The organism is Aliiglaciecola aliphaticivorans (genome assembly GCF_054782055.1).
The window spans coordinates 1-19,422 of the sequence record NZ_BAAGTF010000008.1; the positions used below are offsets into that span (position 1 = coordinate 1).

General features: G+C 42.1%; 14 protein-coding genes. 7 read left to right on the plus strand and 7 right to left on the minus strand.

Annotated elements, in window-relative coordinates; genetic code table 11:
* Positions 1-136: 136 nt before the first annotated feature.
* From ACYVIL_RS05090 to ACYVIL_RS05105, 4 genes are all read right to left on the minus strand, one after another.
* A complete protein-coding gene (locus ACYVIL_RS05090; protein ID WP_460311797.1) occupies positions 137-3,307 on the minus strand; it encodes an efflux RND transporter permease subunit in 3,171 nt (1,056 codons plus the stop codon).
* Positions 3,300-4,967, minus strand: coding sequence for an efflux RND transporter periplasmic adaptor subunit (locus ACYVIL_RS05095; protein ID WP_460311798.1), 1,668 nt, complete (start codon positions 4,965-4,967; stop codon positions 3,300-3,302). The genes ACYVIL_RS05090 and ACYVIL_RS05095 overlap by 8 nt, the downstream gene beginning before the upstream one ends.
* Positions 4,964-6,331: a TolC family protein gene (locus ACYVIL_RS05100; protein ID WP_460311799.1), complete on the minus strand. Its 1,368-nt coding sequence runs from the start codon at positions 6,329-6,331 to the stop codon at positions 4,964-4,966. The genes ACYVIL_RS05095 and ACYVIL_RS05100 overlap by 4 nt, the downstream gene beginning before the upstream one ends.
* A 370-nt stretch (positions 6,332-6,701) precedes the next feature.
* The gene (locus ACYVIL_RS05105; protein ID WP_460311800.1) at positions 6,702-7,130 is read right to left on the minus strand and encodes a hypothetical protein; all 429 of its coding nucleotides are present in this window, start codon (positions 7,128-7,130) and stop codon (positions 6,702-6,704) included.
* A 380-nt stretch (positions 7,131-7,510) separates the two neighbouring features.
* Between ACYVIL_RS05105 and ACYVIL_RS05110 the strand changes: the two genes are divergently transcribed.
* The 7 genes from ACYVIL_RS05110 (at position 7,511) to ACYVIL_RS05140 (ending at position 15,598) form a co-directional block, all read left to right on the plus strand.
* Positions 7,511-8,698, plus strand: coding sequence for an outer membrane beta-barrel protein (locus tag ACYVIL_RS05110; RefSeq protein ID WP_460311801.1), 1,188 nt, complete (start codon positions 7,511-7,513; stop codon positions 8,696-8,698).
* 32 nt (positions 8,699-8,730) lie between these two features.
* Positions 8,731-9,273: a polysaccharide biosynthesis/export family protein gene (locus ACYVIL_RS05115; RefSeq protein WP_460311802.1), complete on the plus strand. Its 543-nt coding sequence runs from the start codon at positions 8,731-8,733 to the stop codon at positions 9,271-9,273.
* Between the two features lie 61 nt (positions 9,274-9,334).
* Positions 9,335-11,584 carry a GumC family protein gene (locus tag ACYVIL_RS05120; RefSeq protein WP_460311803.1) on the plus strand — a complete coding sequence of 750 codons (2,250 nt, stop codon included), beginning with the start codon at positions 9,335-9,337 and terminating at the stop codon, positions 11,582-11,584.
* Between the two features lie 13 nt (positions 11,585-11,597).
* Positions 11,598-12,350 carry a tyrosine-protein phosphatase gene (locus tag ACYVIL_RS05125; protein WP_460311804.1) on the plus strand — a complete coding sequence of 251 codons (753 nt, stop codon included), beginning with the start codon at positions 11,598-11,600 and terminating at the stop codon, positions 12,348-12,350.
* A gap of 113 nt (positions 12,351-12,463) precedes the next feature.
* Positions 12,464-13,093 (plus strand): hypothetical protein, encoded by a 630-nt coding sequence (locus tag ACYVIL_RS05130; RefSeq protein ID WP_460311805.1) that lies wholly within the window; start codon positions 12,464-12,466, stop codon positions 13,091-13,093.
* Positions 13,090-14,490 carry an O-antigen ligase family protein gene (locus tag ACYVIL_RS05135; protein ID WP_460311806.1) on the plus strand — a complete coding sequence of 467 codons (1,401 nt, stop codon included), beginning with the start codon at positions 13,090-13,092 and terminating at the stop codon, positions 14,488-14,490. Before ACYVIL_RS05130 ends, ACYVIL_RS05135 begins: the two co-directional genes overlap by 4 nt.
* A complete protein-coding gene (locus ACYVIL_RS05140; RefSeq protein ID WP_460311807.1) occupies positions 14,483-15,598 on the plus strand; it encodes a nucleotidyltransferase family protein in 1,116 nt (371 codons plus the stop codon). Before ACYVIL_RS05135 ends, ACYVIL_RS05140 begins: the two co-directional genes overlap by 8 nt.
* A gap of 26 nt (positions 15,599-15,624) precedes the next feature.
* Here ACYVIL_RS05140 and ACYVIL_RS05145 read toward each other — a convergent pair whose 3' ends face one another.
* The 3 genes from ACYVIL_RS05145 to fcl are packed head-to-tail and all read right to left on the minus strand — an operon-like array spanning position 15,625 to position 18,983.
* On the minus strand, positions 15,625-17,583 hold the full coding sequence (locus tag ACYVIL_RS05145; protein WP_460311808.1) for an acyltransferase family protein: 1,959 nt from the start codon (positions 17,581-17,583) through the stop codon (positions 15,625-15,627).
* A complete protein-coding gene (locus tag ACYVIL_RS05150; protein ID WP_460311809.1) occupies positions 17,549-17,998 on the minus strand; it encodes a GDP-mannose mannosyl hydrolase in 450 nt (149 codons plus the stop codon). Before ACYVIL_RS05150 ends, ACYVIL_RS05145 begins: the two co-directional genes overlap by 35 nt.
* A gap of 25 nt (positions 17,999-18,023) precedes the next feature.
* Positions 18,024-18,983, minus strand: a complete 960-nt coding sequence (gene fcl / locus ACYVIL_RS05155) for a GDP-L-fucose synthase (RefSeq protein WP_460311810.1) — start codon at positions 18,981-18,983, stop codon at positions 18,024-18,026.
* Positions 18,984-19,422: the final 439 nt, after the last annotated feature.

A 19,422-nucleotide genomic window follows, 5' to 3' on the forward strand; every position in this document is an offset into this window, starting at 1 on the left:
CTTTTTAGCTCAACGGATATTGCTACATAAACGTTTTAAAGTCACAGCAGCAATGCTCCTAGCAGCGCAAAATGCGCTACTCAAGGAAACAATATGTGTATAAAAAATGTGGGGAGCCTACAGCCTGAAGGCCATGCTACAGATTTAGTTGGTGTTTTCGCCATAAATAAAAGACCACCGGAATAACCAATAACGACAATAACAATGCACTTGCCATGCCACCCACCATGGGGGCGGCGATGCGACTCATCACTTCCGACCCAGTGCCTGTGCCATACATCACAGGCAACAACCCGATCATTACCGTTGCTACCGTCATAATCACCGGCCTAACTCGTTTTCCGGCCCCTTCTAAAACTGACTCAATTAACTCGGATTTGGCCACATTGCAGTGGCTGGTAGAGGGCTCTTTAACATGGCTGTCCATGTTAGGGGATGCCTCTGCATTTACATGCCTGTCTAGCAAAGATTGGTATGCTTGATTCAAATACACCAACATGATCACGCCAATTTCTACGGCAACTCCAGCTAAAGCTATGAAGCCGACACCAACGGCCACAGACAAATTAAATCCGTGTAGATAGAGCAGCCAAATTCCACCAATTAACGCCAAAGGCAAGGTGCCCATAATGATCATCACTTCAGTAAAATTTCGAAAATTGATGTACAGCAACAGCACAATAATTGCCAAAGTGAGTGGCACTACGTAAGTGAGTTTGTCGGTGGCGCGCTGCATGTATTCGTATTGTCCGGCCCATTGCAAACTGTAGCCCGTTGGCAAGTCTAGATTTTGTGCCACCAGGGCTTTGGCATTTTCTACGTAACTGCCCACATCGATGTTTGCAATATCGATGTAGGTCCAACCGTTGATCCGCGCATTTTCACTCTTAATCCCAGGCGGTCCGTCTTCAATATACACTTCCGCCACATCGCCGAGTGCAATTCGTTGCCCGTTTGCAGTCACTATGGGGAGTAATTGCAAGGCTTCTGGCGAGTCTCGATAAGATTGTGGGTAGCGCACATTCACCGGATAGCGCTCTAATCCTTCCACCGTTTGCGTGATGTTTGTACCACCAATCGCGGTAGCTACGACCTGTTGCACATCACTGATATTAAGGCCGTAACGTGCGGATTTTTTCCTATCGATATCCACTTTGATATATCGCCCACCAGCCACCCTTTCGGCATAAACGGATGCAGTGCCGGGCATGTTGGAGAGGAGTTTTTCCAAATCCTGACCGATTTGTTGAATAACCTGAATATCCGCCCCGGCAATTTTGATTCCCACCGGGGTTTTAATTCCCGTAGCCAACATATCAATTCGCGTTTGAATGGGCATGACCCACGCATTGGTTAACCCCGGTAACTGCACCACTTGGTCGAGCTCTTTGCGCAAATCTTCAGTGCTTATCCCTGCTCGCCACTGTGACCGCGGTTTTAGTTGGATCACAGTTTCAATCATAGTCAAAGGCGCAGGATCTGTGGCTGTCTCAGCACGACCGATTTTGCCGAACACGCTTTTTACCTCAGGGATAGAGGCGATTAATTTGTCAGTTTGCTGCAATATCTCGCGGGCTTTACCAATGGACAATCCGGCATAAGTGGTGGGCATATACATCAAATCCCCTTCATCAAATGGTGGAATAAACTCACTACCAATTTTACTAAGGGGATAAAAACCAACTAATGCCACCAATAACGTCGACAAAAGAGTGATCTTAGGGAAGCGCAACACCAGTTTAAGTACCGGAATATAAACCGCTACTAATGCCCTATTGAGTGGATTTTTTGCTTCACTGCGGACTTTACCGCGCACCAAATACCCCATCAACACCGGAATTAAGGTGACAGCCAAGCCCGCTGATGCTGCCATGGCATAAGTTTTTGTATAGGCCAGGGGGGCGAACATACGTCCCTCTTGTGCTTCTAGAATAAACACCGGCAAAAAACTCACGGTGATGATCAGTAAACTGAAAAACAACGGCGGCCCTACTTCAGACGCCGCCTTCCCCACTATTTGCCAACGATTCTGTGCAGTTAAGGGCGTTTTTTCCATGTGCTTATGCAAGTTCTCCAGCATCACAATAGCACCATCAGTCATGGCTCCAATGGCAATGGCTATTCCCCCTAACGACATGATATTGGCATTAATTCCCTGCCAATACATCACGGCAAATGCAATCAAAATCCCCATCGGCAAACTCACTACCGCCACAATGGCAGAGCGCAGATGAAATAAGAAAATCGCACACACCAGAGCCACAATAATCAGCTCTTGAGCCAACTTACTCCATAAATTATCCACCGCTCGGTTGATCAGCTCCGACCTATCGTAAACGGTCACCACTTCAACCCCCGAGGGCAAACTGCCTTGCAAACTTTGTAATTTGGCTTTGAGTGCATCAATGGTTTTTTGCGCGTTTTCACCATAGCGCATCACCGCCACGCCTCCAACAACCTCACCTTGGCCATTTAGCTCAGCAATCCCCCGTCGCATTTGTGGACCTAAGCGGATATCGGCCACGTCTTGCAATTGCAGGGCTGTCCCTTGGCTATTCAACCCCAGGGGAATTGATTGCAAATCCTCGATCCCCGTTATGTAACCTGTGGCTGTCACCATGTATTCGGCTTCGGCCATTTCAATCACCGATGCCCCAACTTCCTGATTGCCCTGGCGTATGGCAGTTTGAATATGACTAAGGGGAATGTTGTAAGCCCGCAGTTTGTCTGGGTCAATGGTTACCTGATATTGCTTAACCATACCGCCAACCGTGGCGATTTCAGCTATTCCAGACACCGTCTGTAGCTCAAACTTCAAAAACCAGTCTTGCAACGAACGTAATTGACTGATGTCATGCTGCCCACTTTTATCAATTAGCGCATACATAAACACCCAACCAACTCCAGTGGCATCTGGTCCTAGTTGCGGCTTAGCGGAATCAGGCAGTCGTGGAGAAACCTGTGACAGATACTCTAAAACTCGACTACGAGCCCAATAAAGATCGGTTTTATCATCAAAAATCACATACACATAAGAGTCACCATAAAACGAAAAACCACGCACGGTTTGTGCACCTGGTACCGACAACATGGCCGTTGTAATGGGATAAGTAACCTGATCTTCCACCACTTGAGGTGACTGTCCTGGATAACTGGTTTTAATAATCACCTGCACGTCAGACAGATCGGGAATGGCGTCAACGGGTGTATTTTTCACACTATAGACACCCACCCCAATCATCACTGCGGTGCATAACAACACAAAAAATCGATTATGAATGGACCAGTGAATTAACTTCTCAATCATGCTGCATCCCCTGAGGCTTTTCAGTATGGTTAGCATGGGTGTCTTGTTTGTAGTTTGCATGGGTGTCTTGGTTATTCATCCCCGACATAGCATGGCTGTCCATGTTCTGGTCCATGTTCTGCATACCGCTGGAATCGCCGTGTTTAGCATGGGTGTCTTGTTTGTGGTTTGCATGGGTGTCTTGATTATTCATACCCGACATAGCATGGCTGTCCATGTTTTGCACACCGCTGGAATCACCGTGTTTAGCATGGCTGTCTTGATTATTCATACCCGACATAGCATGGCTGTCCATGTTCTGCATACCGCTGGAATCGCCGTGTTTAGCATGGCTGTCTTGTTTGTGGTTTACATGGGTGTCTTGATTATTTGGTATGGCTGTCATACGCGAGAAGTCGGAGGTGATGCTGCTTTCGGAGTCGAGTAAAAACTGCGCTGAGGTGACGATGCTATCGCCCTCTTCTAAACCTTCGAGGATTTGTGCCAGTCCATTAACGCCGTCATTAACGACAATGCCGAGTGTTACGGCCACGGATTTGAATTGGCCATCACCTAAGGCGAGCACCACGCGGTTTTGTTCACGGGTACGGATCACCGCTTCACTTGGAACCCACAAGGTGTTTTTACTCGGTTTGCTGTGGATCATCACGTGAGCAAACATATTCGGCTTGAGTTTTTGCTGACGATTGCTGAACCTTAGCCGCGCGCGCAGCGTGCGAGTTTGCGCGTTCAAGGTGGGGTATATATAATCCACCATCCCTTGCCAGCTTTCACCGGGAAGGTAATCCAAACTCATGGTTACCGGCAACCCCACTTCCACTTGAGGCGACAGGCGTTCCAACACCTCGGTTTCCACCCACACATCATCAAGGGACGCAATCGACATTAGCGTGCGCTCTGGATTCACAAAAAAGCCCTCGCGGATATTTAAGTTATCTACCACACCCCCTTGAGGAGACCGAAACTCGACACTTTGCATCACTTTTCCCGTGCGTTTTAACCTACTAATGGCCTGGTCGGGCATTTGCAAGGCCTCTAAACGAGCCAAAGCTGCCTTAATTAGCACCTTGTTTCCCCGATTTACCGCAAGAAGATATTCTTCCTGGGCATTCACTAACTCAGGTGAATAAAGGGCGTACAGTGGCTGGTCTTTCTCCACTGGCTCACCAGAGGCGGTGACATAAAGTTTGTCTACCCAACCTTGGGCACGGGCATGAATGTGGATCAACGCATCTTCGTTATAACCAACGTAACCAACGGTTTGAATGGGAACTTGGATAGCAGATTTTGTTACTTTCGCCGTTCGCACTCCCAAATTGTTGACGATATTCGGCGCAATATAAACCGTCCCCGGACTGTCATTTTTAACTGAAGCGTCTTTCGCATACACAGGGACTAAATCCATCCCCATGGGCGATTTACCGGGTTTGTCGCGCTTGAAATTCGGATCCATGGGGGCCACCCAATACAGAGGCTCTTGTTGATTAGCACTCGTTGCATCTCCATCGGAACCATTTGTAGCGGGCTGAGAATGATGTTGCTTAGCGGTGCTGAAATACAAACTGGTTACCACGATTCCAGCAAGCAAACCGCCCAGAAGCCAAAGCAGGGGTTTAAATTTATTTGTGTGCTGAGTTGATTGGTTATCTGATTGGCTCATTGCTGTACTCCTAAAACCAGTGTTTCAATTTGATTTTCACTATGCTTGGCTTGCTCGAAGAAATATCGTAAGTGAGCATTCACTTTTTGATGTTTGGTGGCAATTAGCACCCGCTCTAATCGACTATTTAATTCGGTAATTCTGGCCCGCATCACCTCCTCAAGCTCACCGTTGTTAGAGGTATAAGCGGTAAGTTCGGCTTCTGATTGTTCATGCATTTTTGGTAAAATAGTGATGTCGTAATTAAGTAACCTGTCATCAAGGCGTCTGCGCTGGGTAAACAAGGATTCGAGTTGGGACAACATAGTGCGCAGCAACAAACGTTTTTCGGTTTTTAAAGATTCAGCTTGATACTTGGCCGCCTGAACCGATTTGTCTTGGCGTTGATGATTGAACAAAGGCAAGTTCACAGAAACGCCAATGGAAAAGAAATCAGCACGACTCTGCCCAGCCTGATCATCGGCGCGCATAGCGTAACTGGCGTTCACTCCCCATTGAGGCTGATACTTTTGTTGCTCTAGTTCAACGCCAATCTGCCCAGCCGAAATAGTCTGGTTTAATGCCTGAACCGCGGGGTGGTTAGACAGTATCTGCCCATAATATTGGCGATCGAAAGCCCCTTTTTGGCTAGCTTCAATTGTGGATAACAGCCTTTCATCCCCTTGATCCAATACAAATTCAAAGTCGTTGTTAACAATGCCAGCCATATCCTCTATAGCCAGCCATTGTGACAACGCTGCCATGGCTGTCTCTTTATCACTTTGTAACTGGGTTAAGCGGTCTTGCAGACGCGCCAGCTCAACATTGGCTCTTACCACATCTTCTTGACGAGTGCGCTTCTGCCCAGAGGCATATTGCGACTCCACGGTTTGTGCTAGCTGCTCAAATAGAGCGCTGTCTTGTTGTAACAATTGAATGCTTTGTTGGGCTGCATAGCCGTCAAGCCACAATTGCGACACAGTAACCGCTATTTGTGCTTTGCGATCCTGGGCCATAAACGGATGCTTGGCAGCAAGTTGTTGAAGCTGACGTTTTTGAATAGCCAGGCTGTCGCCACGGGGAAATTGTTGAGCAATACCCACTTTTAGTTGGGTCATAGCTTCTTGATCAAATGCAAACCCGTTGGTTGGCAAATTAAGCAAACCCATGGATAAAACCGGATCGGGCAATGTATCAACCGCCATGCTTTGTGACGACAAAGCCTGACGTTGCAATTGATTGCCCCTTTGCCAGGGATCATTTTCGATAGCCAATTGCACCGCATCACCCAGCCTTAACTGCCGTTCGGCAGCCCGAGCCGCAGGCAGCGCAAACACAAAAGCACCTGCAATTAAAATCTGGGTTAGATAATTAAGCTTAAACATGTCAAAACTCTATTCATAATGTAATTCGAAAACCTGTAGGCGGCGGCTTTAGCCCCGCAAAACAAATCGCAAATCCCAACCTGTAGGCGGGTGCTTTAGCCCCGCGAGAACAAATCGCAAATCCCAACCTGTAGGCGGGTGCTTTAGCCCCGCGAAACAAATCGCAAATCCCAACCTGTAGGCGGGTGCTTTAGCCCCGCGAAAAAGGGGTATCAATAATCCATGGAAACCCCATGGCCTTCACAACCCATGGCCTAAAGGCCATGCTACAAGGCCCGAGATCGATTCCTTCTATGGCCTAAAGGCCATGCTACAGGGGCATAGGGTAAACCCCGTGCGACGAAAAAAGGGCGGATCTATATTGGGGATATTAAATAATTGGGGGTTTGATTAAATTTGAGGTGTGGGCATCTAGGGCCCTGAATTGCTCGGCGATAACCTTTTGATGGTGTATCACTGAATCTGGGAATGGATTGGCCGCAAACAAGGCTGCGGAAAATGCAGTACCGTGTTCGCAATCACAGGTTTTATTGCAACAATCTTGCGAGGATTGCATGTTCGATTTGCTGTCAGAACTCATCTCATGGTGGTTCATTTGCCCATGAGAAGCATGCTGTTGCACCAAGATAGCTTCTGAACTCATTGAGCTTCCACTCATTTCAGGCATATTTTCCATATCACACGCCACCGACAACGCAGAAACCCCTTGGCTTAAAAGCAAGGTGGTTATCATTATTGCTGTAACAAAACGTTGTAACATGGATAAACCTAAAAAAAGTGCGTTAAATACAGAATTCATTGCAACTACTGAACCCAATTAAGTTTAACACAGTATCAATAAATTCTGCATATTGTTACTGAGGCTAAAAAAAGAACAACTTTGGTGCGAAATGTGCATTACTCTTGGGCAGTAGTCGCTAAACACTGAGTAAGCGAAAATTAACGCTCACCGCCATTAGCAAAAACGGAAAAGAGACTAATTCCCTATATATGCGACAAATAGGGTAGCGTCACAAAAATTTAATTGCTGATTAATCTATATTTTTGCGTTGAGGTTTGCTATTTTCCACAGCAATTATGCGTTAATCGACTTGCTTAGTTGTGGTAATGCAGGAATCCTCTCTGAAATCAGGCAATACGGAGTTTGAGAGGAAGACCGGAGTTTATGGAAAGAGCTGTATGATTAACTTAAATATTATGATTTCTAATTCACAGAAATCATTCCCCAAGCTTATTTTGATGCTTTTTGCTTTGGCGCATTTTCATTCTGCCAACGCACAGCAAAATGAAGGCTTTTCTGCTGTTATTGGCGCAAATATTGGCCAGGAAGATAATGTATTTCGCAGCTCTGAGGAATTGTCTGATGAGTTTCTACAACTTGTTCCTGCACTAAAATTGACCGAACTTTATGAATCCGTGCAACTCGACGCACAATATAAGGGCAACTATCGTCAGTATAATGATTTAAGTGACTTAAGCTATGCCGAACATGAAGCATCTCTAAAAGGCCAATATAAACATACCGCTAAGTTCAGCTCAGAATTCGCCCTAGGTTACAGTGATAAAATTGAAGAACCCGGCACATCAAACGCTGTAGGCACTGTATTAGAAGAGTTTAATGAAATAGCAACGACTTCAGTTAAAGTTGCTGGCACCTATGGCACCATTAAGAGCAAAGGGCAAATTAAAGTTGCTTATGATGCAGCTAAACTTCGATATGGCAACAACGAACAATCGTTTCGGGATTACGATTCAAACGAACTCACCGGCACGTTTTTTTACAGGATAGCACCAAAAACTCGGCTTTTATTGGAAGCAAGCAAAAACGATTTGAGCTATGAAAGTAATAGGTTGATTGACGCTTCATCAAGTCAATACCGCTACCTAGCGGGGGTGGAGTGGGCAGCCACTGCTAAAACCACCGGTATTTTTAAAATAGGTTACCAAGATATCAATTACGATGACGAACTGTTGGATGACATATCTAGCCTTGCCTATTACCTGGATATGGTTTGGAAGCCCAATACCTATACAGGTATCAAATTAGGCGCCGAACGCTCTACTCGAGAAAGCGCCATACAAGGCTTGTCCAGCTTTATTAGTGAAACTTATTCTTTTGGGGTTAACCATGGGTTCAGTGCTAGAAGCAAGATTGATTTCAACTTTAATTACCGCAAAGATGATATTGATAACCCGCTGAATAATGGCGCTCGCTTTAGCTCTATATCTGCGAAATACACCTATGCGTTAAAACGTAGTGTAGAAGTATATATTGATTACACTCACAAAAAACGCAGCTCAGATTTTGCTGTATACGATTATGATTCGAATATTTACATGCTCGGCGTAGATTGGTTAATCAATTAGCCAATTTACCGATATTGAAAAGGAACTATCACGTGAAAAACTCTATTCTTTTGTTCATTAGTATTATTTGGATGGGCTTTAGTGCAAATTTATTTGCGCAAAGCGATGACAGCGAGAGCACATATCGCTTATCCACTGGCGATTCAATTTCAGTGACGGTGTTTGATGAACCCGAACTCGGCCTTAAAGAAGCTCAGATCACTGACGAAGGCACTATCTCTGTACCACTACTTGGCCAAGTAGAAGTGCAAGGCAAAACTGTACCTGAAGTAGAAGCTTTGTTAACCAAACTATTTGGTGATGATTACCTACAAAAACCCAGTGTGTCTGTAAGTATTGCCGAATACCGTCCGTTTTATATTAACGGCGAAGTAAAAAATCCTGGAAGCTACCCCTTTAGAACCAAAATGACGGTACAGATTGCGGTTACTATAGCAGGGGGGTTTACTGAACGTGCCTCAAAAAGCAATATTTATTTATTAAACCAAGCCCAAAACAGTGAACGTAAGAAAGTGGATTTAAATGCCACGGTAAAACCGGGCGATGTAATTACAGTGGAAGAAAGTTTTTTCTAAATACAAAACATAAAAACTTAAAACAACAAAAGCTGCATAACAAGAACGGAATAGTAAACACATGACATCACAAAACGGCTTGAATTCTAATCAATCAATAGAAGAACAACAAGATACTATAGATCTCGGCCAATATTGGCGAACAGTTTTAAGGGCTAAATGGTTAATCGCAGCAGTTACTTTAGTTTGTGTGTTAATTGGAAGCTATATTGCAGCAACCTCACCCAAGATTTATCAAGCCAATTCAAAGATATTAGCGGATCCCCAGCAACCCACTGCAGGAAGTGACGATCAATATGTGTCTTCTGCATTAGTGTTTTTATTTTATGAAACTCAATACGAGATTATAAAGTCGCGAGCCATAGCAGAAACCGTAGTAAATAAGCTTGGCTTAATAGATAAATACAAAACAGAACAACTTGCCAATAAAAATAATGAAAATACTGGATTCACAGCCACTATTAGTGAAATAAAACAAGAGGTTGCTGCGCTATTTGGCAAGAATGAAACAACTCCCCCAGCAAAAGTTCGTTCTGACAATGAGATTAAAGTAATGCTAGCCGCTGGTATACAAGGGGGGATAAATGTCAGTGGTGGTAAACAAAGTCAAATTATTAACATTAGTTACCAATCAACAGATCCGAATTTAGCAACAGATATTATTAATGCGTTAGGTGAAGCTTATATCCAGTTTGGCTTAGAGTCGCGCCTAGGCGATGTGAAAAACACCGAAAAGTGGTTATCGGAACAATCATCAGATTTAAAAGCACAGTTAACCGCTTCAGAAGAAAAACTTCGTGCTTTTAGAATTCAACAGGGCATGGTTGATACATCGATGCAACAACAAGATGCGAACTCTCGCTTGCAATCACTAAATAGCCAGTTGATTAGTGCACAAACTGAATTAAGTACTGCTGAAGAATTGTACGGCCAGGTAAAAAATGTACCGTCCAATTCTAGCGCCTTTTACTCTTTAGGCCCAGTGTTACAAAATAGCACTGCTAGTGGTTTAGTGAAAGAAGAAGCCAGATTGCAAAGTAAAGTGGATGAACTATCTGAGCGCTATAAAGAAAAGCACCCAAAAATGATCTCTGCCCGTACTGAGCTGAAAAGTGTGCGCGACAGCTTGTCTCGAGAAATAGCAAAGATAGTAGACCGTATCGAAAGCGATTACAGGCTAGCCACACAACAAGTTAGCAACATTCAACGCTTGCTTGCCAATGAAAAAGATGAGATTCAGTCGTTACAAGGTTCAAACTTTACCCTTACTGCATTAGAACGTGAAGTGGAAAATAATCGTCGTATCTATGAATCCTTTATTAATCGCTTGATGGAAACAAACATACGCGGCGATTTTACGGCATCCAATGTACAAATCATCGACACTGCCACCGTACCTGGTTCACCAATTAAACCTAACGTTAAATTAATTGTGACTCTCTCTGTATTTATGGGGGTGTTTATTGGTGTGGTGCTTGCGTTTGTAAAAGAAGCATTGCACAACACTTACCGCACACCGGATGCACTAGAAGAGAACCTCAAGATTCCAGCCTTAGGTATTACTATGGCGTTGAAGAAAAAAGAGACCCACACTATTCCTGAAATGGAATACGCAGAAGATACGCGGTCGGTATTTGCCGAGAGCATAAACAGTATACGTACAGGTTTGCAATTCTCGAATATTGATAATCCACCGAAAACATTATTGGTGACTTCGGCCACAGGGTCTGAAGGTAAGTCAACCTTAGCCATGAACTTAGCCGCAGCTTATAGCCAAATCGGAAAAACCTTGTTGTTAGAAGTGGATTTACGTAAGCCCAGTATTTCAAAGAATCTTCAGATAAAAACCCGTCATGGTTTAACCGATCTTTTAGCGGGTACGGTTAACTTTGGTGAATGCATAGTGAACCCAACAGACAACAAACAGTTCAATGTGATGCCCTGCGGCACCATTCCACACAACCCTATTGAGCTTTTGTCTTCGGAAAAATTCGCCAAAGCTTTACAGTCTTTAAAAACTCATTTTGACCATATTATTTTGGATGGGCCGCCTACTCTGCCAGTCAGCGATGCCTGCATTGTTGGTACTAAGGTTGATGGCGTCATCATGGCGGTAAGAGCGGAAGAGACTAAAATTAAAGTATCCAAAGAAGCAGTTAAACGATTACAAAGACTACATGTAAATGTGATTGGTGCGGTGCTCACCGTAGCTGAGCCGCAAAAAATGAGTTACTACGGCGACCATTATTATGCAGGCGAATACTACGGTACTGTAATTCAGCCTGAAAACGAAAAACCCACAGCGACTTAATGCAGTAGTAAATATGATAGATATTCACAGCCATATATTACCGGGCGTTGATGACGGGGCCAAAACCCTATCTGAAGCGCTAGATATGTTAAAACTGGCTGTAGAGCAAGGGGTGACAACACAAGTTCTTACCCCTCATATTCATTTTGGTCGATATGAAAATACCAAAGCAGATTTAGCGAATCGTTTTTTGCAATTTCAACAACAAGTAGCCGATGCCAATATTGATATTGAACTGCGCTTAGGTGCCGAGATCCGCATAGGCACTGAGCTTATGCAGTTAGTACAGCAAGAGCAAATCCCCTGGCTGGGCACTTACCAAGGCAAAAAAACCTTTCTATTAGAATTTCCACGTATCGATGTACCTCACGGTAGCGATAACTTAGTGCGCTGGTTATTACAAAAAGATATTATTCCTATCATAGTGCACCCTGAACGAAATAAGACTTTTTTAAAGCAACCGCGCAAATTAAAAGTTTTTACAGACATGGGGTGCCCATTACAAATTACCGCCAGCAGCTTAACCGGTAAATTTGGGGATGATGTTAAAGATATGGCCTTTGAACTGGTAGAGAACGACAAAGCCTTTGCGATCGCCTCTGATTGCCATAATTTAAAGGGCCGAGCGCCGGATTTAAAACCAAGCATTACAGGTTTACAAAACATAATTAGTGAAGCTAGTGTGAACGAATTAGTTATTCATAATCCACAATCTCTTTTTGTAGAGAATGAAACTTTAACAGTAAATACAAATGCTATTTGTTAATGGCTACGCCAATTTGAATGCCCGTGATGACTATAAACTCAAAACCTACCCTTGCTAATTTGCGGTCTTCATTAAGTAGATTGATTCTTTTTCTCGCCCTAATCATGTTTTTAATGATTGCCTTTAAATTTTTGTTCTCTTCAATTCTTATTATTAAACCTGAATATACGATCAGTCAGTGGGAAGAGCGTAAACAAAAACTAGACTGCACAGAAGCATTACAATTACTAGAACGATTACAACGGGCCGAAAATCAGTCTTTTGTGGGAATTCATTTAATCGATGAGCTAAAAATAAATGAGTTGTATAGCCGACTTTATTTAGTTTTAGCTAACACTAAAAAGCCGAATAGCAACTTAGAATCGGCCAAGTTATATGCTACTAGGCTTATCGAAAGCGCACCAACCCATTATTTAGGCTACACATTGTTAACCCAGTCAATATTAGATTCACAAACTGACTTAGTGGATTGGCAAAGTGCACTTAATAAGTCACTAACGTTAGGACGATTTGAAATAAAAAACCAAATACGATTATTGCCAATAATAATCCAGCATTGGGAGAACATAACACTAGAAAATAAAGAGCTAGCGCTTCCCATGCTCCATCAAGTACTAAATGACATTCATACTGACTATATTGCAGCTAAATACATGCGGAAATTCAACAACATCGCGCCATTTGAAAAATTAATAGAAAACTCCAGAAATCAAGATCGCATAAGACGAATGTTAAAAAAATGACTATAAAAATAAAAGGGATGATGACAAGCTTCGCATTTATTTGTTTGATTACCTTTCACACTATATCCCCGTGGTTACATGGTGCTGAACTAGCTTGGGAAGTCGCATTAGTGTCAATTATAATGGCCGTTGGAATGTTAATTGTCAGTATAAGCAAACCTGATTTATTTAGTAATTTAAAACCGATAAAAACACCACTGTTAATTTTAATTTTCTGGCTGTTTTACCTATGTGTTTACTTCATCTCCATTCCAATAGATGTATTAAGCAAAATCAGTCCAAATAGCGCGTATTTTTATCAGCTAAATGCAGATACTAAAATGGGATATATTAGTGTTTCGTCAAGCACTTCAGCTATGGAATGGTTCGAATTAAGCTCATTGGTACTGCTTTTTATATTCACCTATCTTTTGTTAAAAAGACCTACTAGGCTTACAACCTTGGTTTACTGTTTAATAGCAGTTTCGTTACTGACCGCAGTCTATTCACTCCTTAATCTCTACACAGATGGCTTATATCAGCTTTCAAAGGCCATTCCACCATGGGGTTCAGATTGGAAAAAAGCCACACGAGGGACCTTTAGCTACAAAAATCAATACGCAATTTATTTAGCGATGTGTATTCCATTGGTACTTGGTTTAATGTTTGACAACCTCAAAAAACGTAAAAAAGAGCTACAACTGAGTAAGTTATCGAGGACGCTGCTCTATGTACTGTGTTCACGTATCTTTATACTCCTATGTTCTGGGCTGTTATTGTTTCTTGTGCTCACAAAAACAGACTCTCGAGGTGGCAATTTAGTGTTTATGCTGGTTATGTCTTGTGTTTGTATTCGCTACTTATTCTGGCAAAAGCAGAATGTGAATAAACGAAAGGCGCTTTTATCTATTTTTGGCGTATTTGTGCTACTAGGGCTGGTTTTTGTGAATTCGGTTTCTTTCGAACGATTTGAAAAACATGGTTTTAATGACAGCTCTCGTTCGAAGCTGCACAGTGTGGCGTTAAAAGTAATAGCCGATTTTCCGCTATTTGGCAGTGGACCTGGTACTTATCCGCTGATTCAACATAACTACAAGCCTATCACATTGGGAAGTAGTGAAATGTCGAAACGAGCTCACAGTGATTATCTCGAAACGCTCGCGACACAAGGTGTTTTTGGTATGTTTTTATTTAGTATTGCCGTTCTATACATGTTGAAAAAAATATTCTGGGGCAAATCTCGTTCACAACAAGGGCTATTACTGGGCTGCCAAGCATCCCTGTTAATGCTGCTACTACACTCTAGTTTCGATTATAATGTGGCAACCTTTTATCTATCGGCGCTGTTTTTTACCGTGTTAGCCATTGCATTAAGGTTAGTTGAACCTCCAAAACGCAAGAGCAGTGCCCATGGCTAACTCTCCCATGCAAACTGCACCAAAGTTAGCCGTACTCAGTAAGTTGGTACTAGGTGACCTTACGAATTTACAATCATTAGAGCCCAAGGATGTAACAGCCTTAACCGAATTAGCCACAGAGCATGGAGTAGCCGCCATACTTTATGGGGTACTTCAGCAAAGTCACTGTAAAAACCCACTTTTTAATTCGTTAGCTGACTTCCAAATCCACCAAAACTTACGTAATCAGTTGTTAGCACACCAGTTTCAGCAAACTCTGATTCAACTTACTGCAGCTGGAATTAAATTTGTTGTACTCAAAGGCTTCGCCCTTAGCCATTCGGTATACCCGACCCCGTTGTTGCGAACCAAAGCGGACGTAGACATCCTTATTCGTATAGAAGATAAAAATGCAGTTATTAGTGAATTCGAGTCTATGTGTTTTTCTAACCCCAGAGGATGGAGCCCCACTGCCATTATTAACCAGTTTTCAATGCGCAAAACCTTGAGTCCGGGGCTAAACGTTGATTTTGATATTCACCTTCGAATAAGCAACGAGCTTGGTGTTGAGAATATTCTAACCTTTGATGAATTAATGACCTCGGCAGATATCAAAACGCTAAAGTCGATTCCATTGGTTTGTAAAGCTCACGGACTCATTCACGCCATAGTACATCTTCTGCATCATCGTAATGTGGGTGACACGGTTAAATTGATTTGGTTATATGACTTACTATTACTCTGCCAACAAATGTCGACCTCAGACAAGGCGCACTTTCGAAAATGCGTTGATGAAAAAGGGCTAGGCGAACTGGCAAAATTTGCTCTTCACCTAGCCAACCAACACTTTGAAGATGAAAGCATTGATAAAGTTGTAGAAACCCTTGGTGGTGTTTCAACAAATCCTGAATTAGCGTATTTAATAAGGGTAGATAGCCGATCGAATCAGTTTCGTCGTTCATTGAAACAGCGAAAAAATTTCAGGGAAAAGTGGTTATTTATACAAGAAATGGCGTTCCCACCAGCACAAGAAATTTATCAAAAATATGGCAAACAACCGAGTTATTTAATGCCATATTTTTACTTTCGCCGTTTGATCGGCGGCGTAATTAAACACCTATTTATGTAAGTCATTACTCTCCATGTTATTCTTCTTCAATTTACTAACTTACTTTCCAAAACTTTTTTAAGATAATTTTCAAATATAAATTGAGAGCCTTCGAAAGTTAAATGACCATAATCAAATATTAAAGGTGTGTTATTGTCATCAACTTTTACTATACACTCTTCTTTCTCGCACAAAAAATCAACCAAAGACACATACATGTAGGTATCATGTTCTTTTTGCGTCATATTTTTTTCAGTCACTAAAATAGCGGAATTTAAGGTTTCAATAGGGATAGTTTTAACCTGAGGCTCAAAAGCGATTCTGGAGATAAGTTTAGGAATGCTAGAGGATAGTGATAATTGAATAATGGGCCCGACAACCATAATGGAATCTACACCATAGCTTTTGAGTTGATTAGCAATATAAGTAAAATCGGATACATCATGCTTGTTAGCTTGCGCCAATATGACAATCTCAGGAGGCTTTTTCTTAATAAATTCCAAAGCAAACTCATTAGCCTTGATGCAAGCTTCATAGCGAACACCGCTCAAGCTTTTGTTTAAACCCAATCCGATGTCTGGTTTACAGTTAGAACTATTAATTTGAATAGTATTAAACTTTTTATCTAACCTTACTCCTTGCGACAGGGCTTGTGCATGGGAATCCCCCCAAATCAGAACATTTTTTTTCGAATCATCAGTTTCGATACACTCACCTGACAATTCATTACGAATTTTATCTATAGAACCCGAAGAGTCGAAGAAGTTACAACCCTGCCTGAAATCTCTATCTCTTTTTTTCTTATATTCTTGCGAATGAAATTGCGCAACATATAGACCTTTTGCATCGTTCGTCATGTTTCTCATTTCCAACGACGCACCGTTTGATTCCATTATTAACCATGATAGTAAAACCCCCGTAAATACGAAGTAAAAGGGCTTGTATTTTAACCATTCCAGAGTGTTCATAGGCTTTTTTTGAAGCCTTATATTTTCAATATATCTATAACTTAAAAACCCTAAAAGTACTGACAAAATAATACCAAAGTAGACAAACGGCATGGGTAAGGAAAAATAATAAATAGTGACAACAATAGGCCAATGCCACAAGTAAATTGAATACGACCAAACACCAATTTTTTGAAGAAAAATATTATTTGTAATTAAACTCTTTTCATTTTGAGCTTGAATAATTAAAAAAGTACCCATTACAGGAAATGCGGCCAAATAACCTGGCCAGGGATTAGAACTCGAAATAAGAAAATAGCTCGCAGTTATAAGCCCTAAACCTAACCACTCAATGTATTTTCGTGCGTGATGAGATTTTAAAGTTAAAGGATATAAATACGCTATCCCGCCCACCATCATTTCCCATACTCTGGTTGGTAATAGAAAATAAGATGAATTAGGTAATTTATACGTAATTATTGCACTGAAAAGAAACGACGCTATTGTGGCGATAAGGACGATAACCCTAACTTTTCCAATTCCAAAAAACTTTTTAATTCCAATAAGAACAATGGGGTAAATAATGTAGAACTGCCACTCCACTGATAATGACCAAGTATGTAGCAACCAATTTTCATGTGACGCAGTCTCAAAATAGCCAGACTCTCTCCAAAAAACGATATTCGAAACAAATAGCAAGCTGCTACTAACATGTTTTGCAAAACCTTTATAATCAATAGGAGTGAGAAAGTACCAACCTAGAATAACTAAGATCAAACAGAGAAAACTCAAAGCTGGAATAATTCTATTCGCGCGAGATATGTAGAAGTTTAAAACGTAAAACTCGTTTTTCTGTAACCCTCTAAATATAATTCCTGTCATTAGGTAACCGGAAATTACAAAAAACACATCTACACCAGCGAAACCGCCCGGTAACCACATCGCATTAAAGTGAAATAATACGACTGCTATTACTGCAATTGCCCTTATTCCATTAATATCTTTTCGGATATTGCATAATAATTTAAAAATACCATTTGGTATGTTTATGTACGGCATCGTTGTTTAACAATTCAGAGATTGGCATCCATTGGTAACTGCCATGTTGTTTATTTAACGGCAGTTTTTCTAAAGGCTGGGTTAATTTCAACTGGTAGGCAATGGCCACATAATGGGTGGTGAACTCATCACCAAACACATTATCTTGATAAAAATGGTCGAACGGACCAAGCAGACTAGCTTGATCCATTGTGAATTCCTCGCCTAACTCTTCTTTGGTTAGGCGTTTGAAGGCATCAGCCAAGGGTTCGTCTTTTAAAATACGCCCACCAAGCACAAACCAATACCCTTTGGCGGGGCGATTTAAGCGCTGCCCCAACAAGGCTTCATTGTTTTCATTGGTGATCACCAAATCAATGGAAACTAAAGGCGTACTAGCAATCACAGTGCTAAAGGTAGGTTTGTCTAAAAACATATTGGTTTCTTATTTAATACTAAGCTTATTTTCTAAAGCTATCTTGGTTTGCCAAGAACCACTCATAAGTACTGGCTAACCCTTCTTCTAATGAAATACTGTACTGCCAGCCTAAGTCTTTTAAGCGCGATACGTTCATCAGTTTACGGGGAGCACCATCTGGCTTAGAAGCATCAAAGCTGATGTCACCTTCATACCCAGTGACCTTAGCAACGGTTTCTACCAACTCACGAATAGTACAATCCACACCTGTACCCACGTTAATGTGACTAAGCATAGGCTGAGTATTCGCTTCGTAGGTAGCACTGTCTAATTGCATCACGTAAATAGAGGCTGCTGCCATGTCATCCACATGTAAGAACTCACGCATTGGCTTACCACTACCCCAAGCGACTACTTCAGGTTTCCCTTCTAATTTCGCTTCATGGAAACGACGGATAAGAGCCGGAATGACATGAGAGTTTTCAGGGTGGAAATTATCGTTTTCGCCATACAAGTTAGTTGGCATCACTGAGCGATAATTACGGCCATATTGACGATTGTATGACTCACACAGCTTGATACCGGCGATTTTCGCTATGGCATAAGGCTCGTTAGTGGGTTCAAGGGTACCAGTTAACAGCGCATCTTCCGACATTGGCTGTTCAGCAAGCTTAGGATAAATACATGAAGAGCCTAAGAACAACAAATCTTGCACACCAGCAACATGAGCACTATTGATAATGTTGCATTGGATCATTAAGTTTTCATAAATGAATTCAGCAGGGTAAGTGTTGTTAGCAATGATCCCACCTACTTTAGCTGCCGCCAAATATACTTGTTCGATGTTTTCTTTAGCAAAAAATTCGCTAACTTCGGCTTGGCTAGTAAGATTTAGTTCACTTCGTGTTTTAGTGACAATTTCCACATCACCTTGTTTTGTCAGCTGACGAACGATGGCAGAACCCACCATGCCTCTGTGGCCTGCAACGAAAACTTTTTTCATTTTATATACTCGTTAAAAAATAAATAAACAATTCCATGGCCTAAAGGCCATGCTACAAACTTTTAGGCGGGTGCTTTAGCCCCGCGAGTTATAGCTAACATTTCCATGGCCTGAAGCCCGTGCTACAAAGCTGTAGGCGGGTGCTTTAGCCCCGCGCGTTATAACAAACAATTCCATGGCCTAAAGGCCATGCTACAAAGCTGTAGACGGGTGCTTTAGCCCCGCAAGTTATAGCAAACATTTCCACGGGCTGAAGCCCGTGCTACAAACCTGTAGGCGGGTGCTTTAGCCCCGCGCGTTATAGCTAACATTTCCATGGCCTAAAGGCTGAGGGATCCCCACAAATAAAGAAGATAAGTGCCTGTAATTGCGTTATTTTGTTTCTACCAAAAAATAAAAAAACACCAAAACAGGCACCTAAGATGACATTATTGAATAT

Excerpts from the sequence above, each read along its gene's own strand:
- ACYVIL_RS05090 (WP_460311797.1), bottom strand. The coding sequence starts at position 3,307 with ATGATTGAGAAGTTAATTCACTGGTCCATTCATAATCGATTTTTTGTG.
- ACYVIL_RS05095 (WP_460311798.1), bottom strand. The coding sequence starts at position 4,967 with ATGAGCCAATCAGATAACCAATCAACTCAGCACACAAATAAATTTAAA.
- ACYVIL_RS05100 (WP_460311799.1), bottom strand. The coding sequence starts at position 6,331 with ATGTTTAAGCTTAATTATCTAACCCAGATTTTAATTGCAGGTGCTTTT.
- ACYVIL_RS05105 (WP_460311800.1), bottom strand. The coding sequence starts at position 7,130 with ATGAATTCTGTATTTAACGCACTTTTTTTAGGTTTATCCATGTTACAA.
- ACYVIL_RS05110 (WP_460311801.1), top strand. The coding sequence starts at position 7,511 with ATGATTAACTTAAATATTATGATTTCTAATTCACAGAAATCATTCCCC.
- ACYVIL_RS05120 (WP_460311803.1), top strand. The coding sequence starts at position 9,335 with ATGACATCACAAAACGGCTTGAATTCTAATCAATCAATAGAAGAACAA.
- ACYVIL_RS05125 (WP_460311804.1), top strand. The coding sequence starts at position 11,598 with ATGATAGATATTCACAGCCATATATTACCGGGCGTTGATGACGGGGCC.
- ACYVIL_RS05130 (WP_460311805.1), top strand. The coding sequence starts at position 12,464 with ATGATTGCCTTTAAATTTTTGTTCTCTTCAATTCTTATTATTAAACCT.
- ACYVIL_RS05135 (WP_460311806.1), top strand. The coding sequence starts at position 13,090 with ATGACTATAAAAATAAAAGGGATGATGACAAGCTTCGCATTTATTTGT.
- ACYVIL_RS05140 (WP_460311807.1), top strand. The coding sequence starts at position 14,483 with ATGGCTAACTCTCCCATGCAAACTGCACCAAAGTTAGCCGTACTCAGT.
- ACYVIL_RS05145 (WP_460311808.1), bottom strand. The coding sequence starts at position 17,583 with ATGCCGTACATAAACATACCAAATGGTATTTTTAAATTATTATGCAAT.
- ACYVIL_RS05150 (WP_460311809.1), bottom strand. The coding sequence starts at position 17,998 with ATGTTTTTAGACAAACCTACCTTTAGCACTGTGATTGCTAGTACGCCT.
- fcl (WP_460311810.1), bottom strand. The coding sequence starts at position 18,983 with ATGAAAAAAGTTTTCGTTGCAGGCCACAGAGGCATGGTGGGTTCTGCC.